Genomic DNA, 3308 nt, shown 5'->3' with positions numbered 1-3308 from the left:
CGGTGGGCGGCCTCGCGGGCCGCCCACCGCGGGCCGTCCGGTGTCGGGGCCGGGCGGGGCGGCCGGGCCGTTGACAGGCGACCGCCACCCCCAGCATGCTGAGCAAGCGCTTAGTGATGGTCTTCAGGAGGGCAGTGGAGCATGTCGGAGCCGCGAGTATTCGCCTCACTCGACGAACTGCGGGCAGCGGTCGGTGAGGTGCTCGGTCCCAGCGACTGGCTGGAGGTCGACCAGAAGCGGATCGACCTCTTCGCCGACGCGACGGGTGACCACCAGTGGATCCACGTCGACCCGCAGCGGGCCGCGGAGGGCCCGTTCGGCACCACGATCGCCCACGGGTACCTGACGCTCTCCCTGCTGCCGGCGCTGGTGCCCCGGGTGATGCGCGTCGAAGGCGTGCGCATGGGCGTCAACTACGGGACGAACAAGGTGCGTTTCCCGGCCCCCGTCCCGGTCGGCTCCCGGCTGCGCGCCACGGTCCGGATCGCGGACGTCTCCGAGGTGAAGGGCGGCGTGCAGCTGGCCGCCGAGGTGACGGTGGAACGTGACGGCGGCGAGAAGCCGGTGTGCGTGGCCGAGAGCGTCAGCCGCTTCTACCTCTGACAGTGCGCCCAGGCCGCTGGGCCGGGGCTCAGCAGGGTCAGGAGGGGGCGGCGCCCACCATGCGCAGGACGAGGTCGGCGTAGAGGGTGCCGATCTCGTCCGGCGTGCGCCGCCCGCCGGGGTTGTACCAGCGGGCCACGTCGATGCACAGCGAGAGGACCGCGAGCGCGGTGCCGCGGCTGTCCGTCACGACGAAGTCGCCCGCCTCGGCGCCGTCCTCCAGCAGGGTGCGCACCACGTCCTCGGTACGGCGGCGCATCCGGACGATCTCGGCCAGGTGCTCCTCACCGAGCGCGCTCAGCTCGTACTGCACGACCCGGGCCGTCGTGTGGTGCTCGGCGTGCCAGCGGACGAAGGTGCGCACCGCGGCGGCGAGCCGCTCGGCGGGGGTGCCGCCGCTCTCCGCGGCCTCACTCAGGATGCGCAGCGAACGCTCGTGGCCGACCCGGCTGATCTGGTGCAGCAGCTCCTCCTTCGTCCGGTAGTGGATGTAGAGCGCTGCCGGGCTCATGCCGGCCCGGCTCGCGATGTCGCGGGTGGTGGTGGCGTGGAAGCCGCGCTCGGAGAACGCCTCCATCGCGGCCAGCAGCAGGCGCCGGGCCGCGTCCGGTGTGACGCCGCTCCCCGGCTCGCCCGGGGCCGCGCCCTCGGCCCGCGTCCCTGTGCCGGATGCCTCCGCTGCCATGTGGCCGCCCCGCTTCTCTCGATCGGGCGAACACCATACAACGCGCACTGAGCAGCCGCTTAGGCGGCGTCCGGCAGCCGGTAAGCGTCCCTGCCGGGGCGGCGACCCCACAGCCGGCGGGCGCGGCCTCAGAAGGCGGCGACGCCGGTGAGGGAGCGGCCGATGAGCAGCTTGTGGATCTGGCTGGTGCCTTCGTACAGGGTCATCACCCGGGCGTCGCGCAGCAGCTTGCCGACGGGGAACTCGTCGACGTAGCCGTAACCGCCGAAGACCTGGAGGGCGTTGTTCGCGGCCCGCACCGCCGCCTCGGACGCGAACAGCTTCGCGACCGAGGACTCGGCGGCGAACGGCAGCCCGCGGTCGATGTGGTCGGCGACCTGCCAGGTCAGCAGCCGGGCGGCGGACACGTCGACGGCGATGTCGGAGAGCAGTTCCTGGACAAGCTGGTGGCGCGCGATGGGGCCGCCGAACTGCTCCCGCCGGCCGGCGTAGTCGACCGCGGCGTCCAGGCATGCCTGGGCGATGCCCACGCAGCCGGCGGCCACCGACATGCGGCCCTTGGCGAGCGCCGACATGGCGACCGTGAAGCCCTTGCCCTCCGGGGCCAACCGGGCCGAGTCGGGCACCCGCACGCCGTCCAGGAGGAGTTCGGCCGTGGCCTGCCCGCGCAGTCCGAGCTTGCCGTGGATCTCGCGGCGCTCCAGGCCGGGGGTGTCGGCGGGGACGAGGAAGGCGCTGATGCCGCGGTGGCCCGGTTCGTCATTGCTGCGGGCGAAGAGCAGCACCACGTCCGCCCAGGTGCCGTTGGTGATGAAGGTCTTGGCACCGTCGATGACCCAGTCCCCGCCGTCGCGGCGGGCCCGGGTGGCGAGGTTCGCGGCGTCGGAGCCGGTGCCCGGCTCGGTGAGGCCGAAGCACCCCAGGGCCTCACCCGCGCACAGCCGGGGCAGCCACTGCTGCTTCTGCTCCTCGGTCCCCCAGGCGGCGATGCTCTTGGCCACCAGGCCGAGGGACACCGACAGCACGCCGCGTACGGCGGAGTCGCCCCGTCCGAGCTCCTCGGTGACCAGGCAGTACGCCAGGTGGTCGCCGCCCGATCCGCCGTGGGCCTCGTCGATGGTGAGGCCGAGGAAGCCCAGCTGCCCCAGCTGACCGACCACGGCAAGGTCGATGGAGCCCTCCCGGTCCCAGCGTGCGGCGTGCGGCACGATCTCGCGGTCGACGAAGTCCCGGGCCACGCGGCGGACGGCGGCCTGCTCCTCGGAGAGTTCCAGATCCACGGCTGCACCTCGGCTGGTTCACGCAGAAATTACCACTGCTAGTTTTAGGGGGGCGGGCTCTACTATGGGGCGCATGGCCCGTCCCCGCAAGCCCCTGCTCAGCCGAGAGCGCATCGTCGTGACAGCGCTCACGCTCGTGGACGCGGAGGGACTGCAAGCCGTCTCCACCCGCCGGCTCGCCGCCGAGCTGGGCGTGAGCGGACCGTCGCTCTACAACCACTTCCGGACCAAGGACGCCATCCTGGACGCGGTCGCGGACCGGGTGTGCGCGGACGTCGACCTGTCGATGTTCGAGGACGGCACGCCCTGGCGCAGCGCGCTGCTGACCTGGGGCCGCTCCTACCGGGCGGCTCTGGCCGCACACCCGAACATCGTGCCGTACCTCGCGCAGGGGCCGGGCCGGAGGCCCAGCCAGCTGCGCATGGCGGACGCCGTGTTCGGCGCCATGACCGCGGCCGGCTGGTCCCGCGCCCAGGCCACCCGGATCGGGGCGCTGATGCGCTACTTCGTCGCCGGATCGGCGCTGGGCTCCTTCGCCCGCGGTTTCCTCGACGACGCCGCCGTCTACGCCGGGGACTACCCGCACCTCGACCAGGCCCACCTGCTCGCCGAGCACCAGCACCAGGTCGACGAGGGCGCGTTCGAGACCGGGCTGCGGGCCCTCGTGGACGGCCTGGCCCTGACCCACCCGACCGGCCCGGAGCCCGCCGGCGGAACCGCCGAGGACCGGCCGCGCACCG

Annotated in this window: 4 protein-coding genes; 2 read left to right on the top strand and 2 right to left on the bottom strand. The window is 73.3% G+C overall.

Annotated features, from left to right (window positions below; genetic code table 11):
- Positions 1-141 precede the first annotated feature (141 nt).
- Positions 142-603: a MaoC family dehydratase gene (locus tag ACYVE9_RS20065; RefSeq protein ID WP_461029274.1), complete on the top strand. Its 462-nt coding sequence runs from the start codon at positions 142-144 to the stop codon at positions 601-603.
- A 37-nt stretch (positions 604-640) separates the two neighbouring features.
- Here ACYVE9_RS20065 and ACYVE9_RS20060 read toward each other — a convergent pair whose 3' ends face one another.
- Together ACYVE9_RS20060 and ACYVE9_RS20055 are read right to left on the bottom strand one after the other, a co-directional pair.
- Positions 641-1288, bottom strand: a complete 648-nt coding sequence (locus ACYVE9_RS20060; RefSeq protein ID WP_461029273.1) for a TetR/AcrR family transcriptional regulator — start codon at positions 1286-1288, stop codon at positions 641-643.
- A gap of 128 nt (positions 1289-1416) precedes the next feature.
- Entirely contained in the window at positions 1417-2568 is a 1152-nt protein-coding gene (locus tag ACYVE9_RS20055) for an acyl-CoA dehydrogenase family protein (RefSeq protein WP_461029272.1), read from the bottom strand.
- Between the two features lie 73 nt (positions 2569-2641).
- Between ACYVE9_RS20055 and ACYVE9_RS20050 the strand changes: the two genes are divergently transcribed.
- A partial coding sequence (locus ACYVE9_RS20050) for a TetR/AcrR family transcriptional regulator (protein WP_461029271.1) occupies positions 2642-3308 on the top strand: 667 nt, incomplete at its 3' end.

Source organism: Streptomyces sparsus, from assembly GCF_054776295.1.
This window is presented reverse-complemented; position numbering and strand designations above follow the sequence as displayed.

Bases quoted from the DNA above. Each gene is read 5' to 3' on its own strand.
- ACYVE9_RS20065 (WP_461029274.1), top strand. From the start codon at position 142: ATGTCGGAGCCGCGAGTATTCGCCTCACTCGACGAACTGCGGGCAGCG.
- ACYVE9_RS20060 (WP_461029273.1), bottom strand. From the start codon at position 1,288: ATGGCAGCGGAGGCATCCGGCACAGGGACGCGGGCCGAGGGCGCGGCC.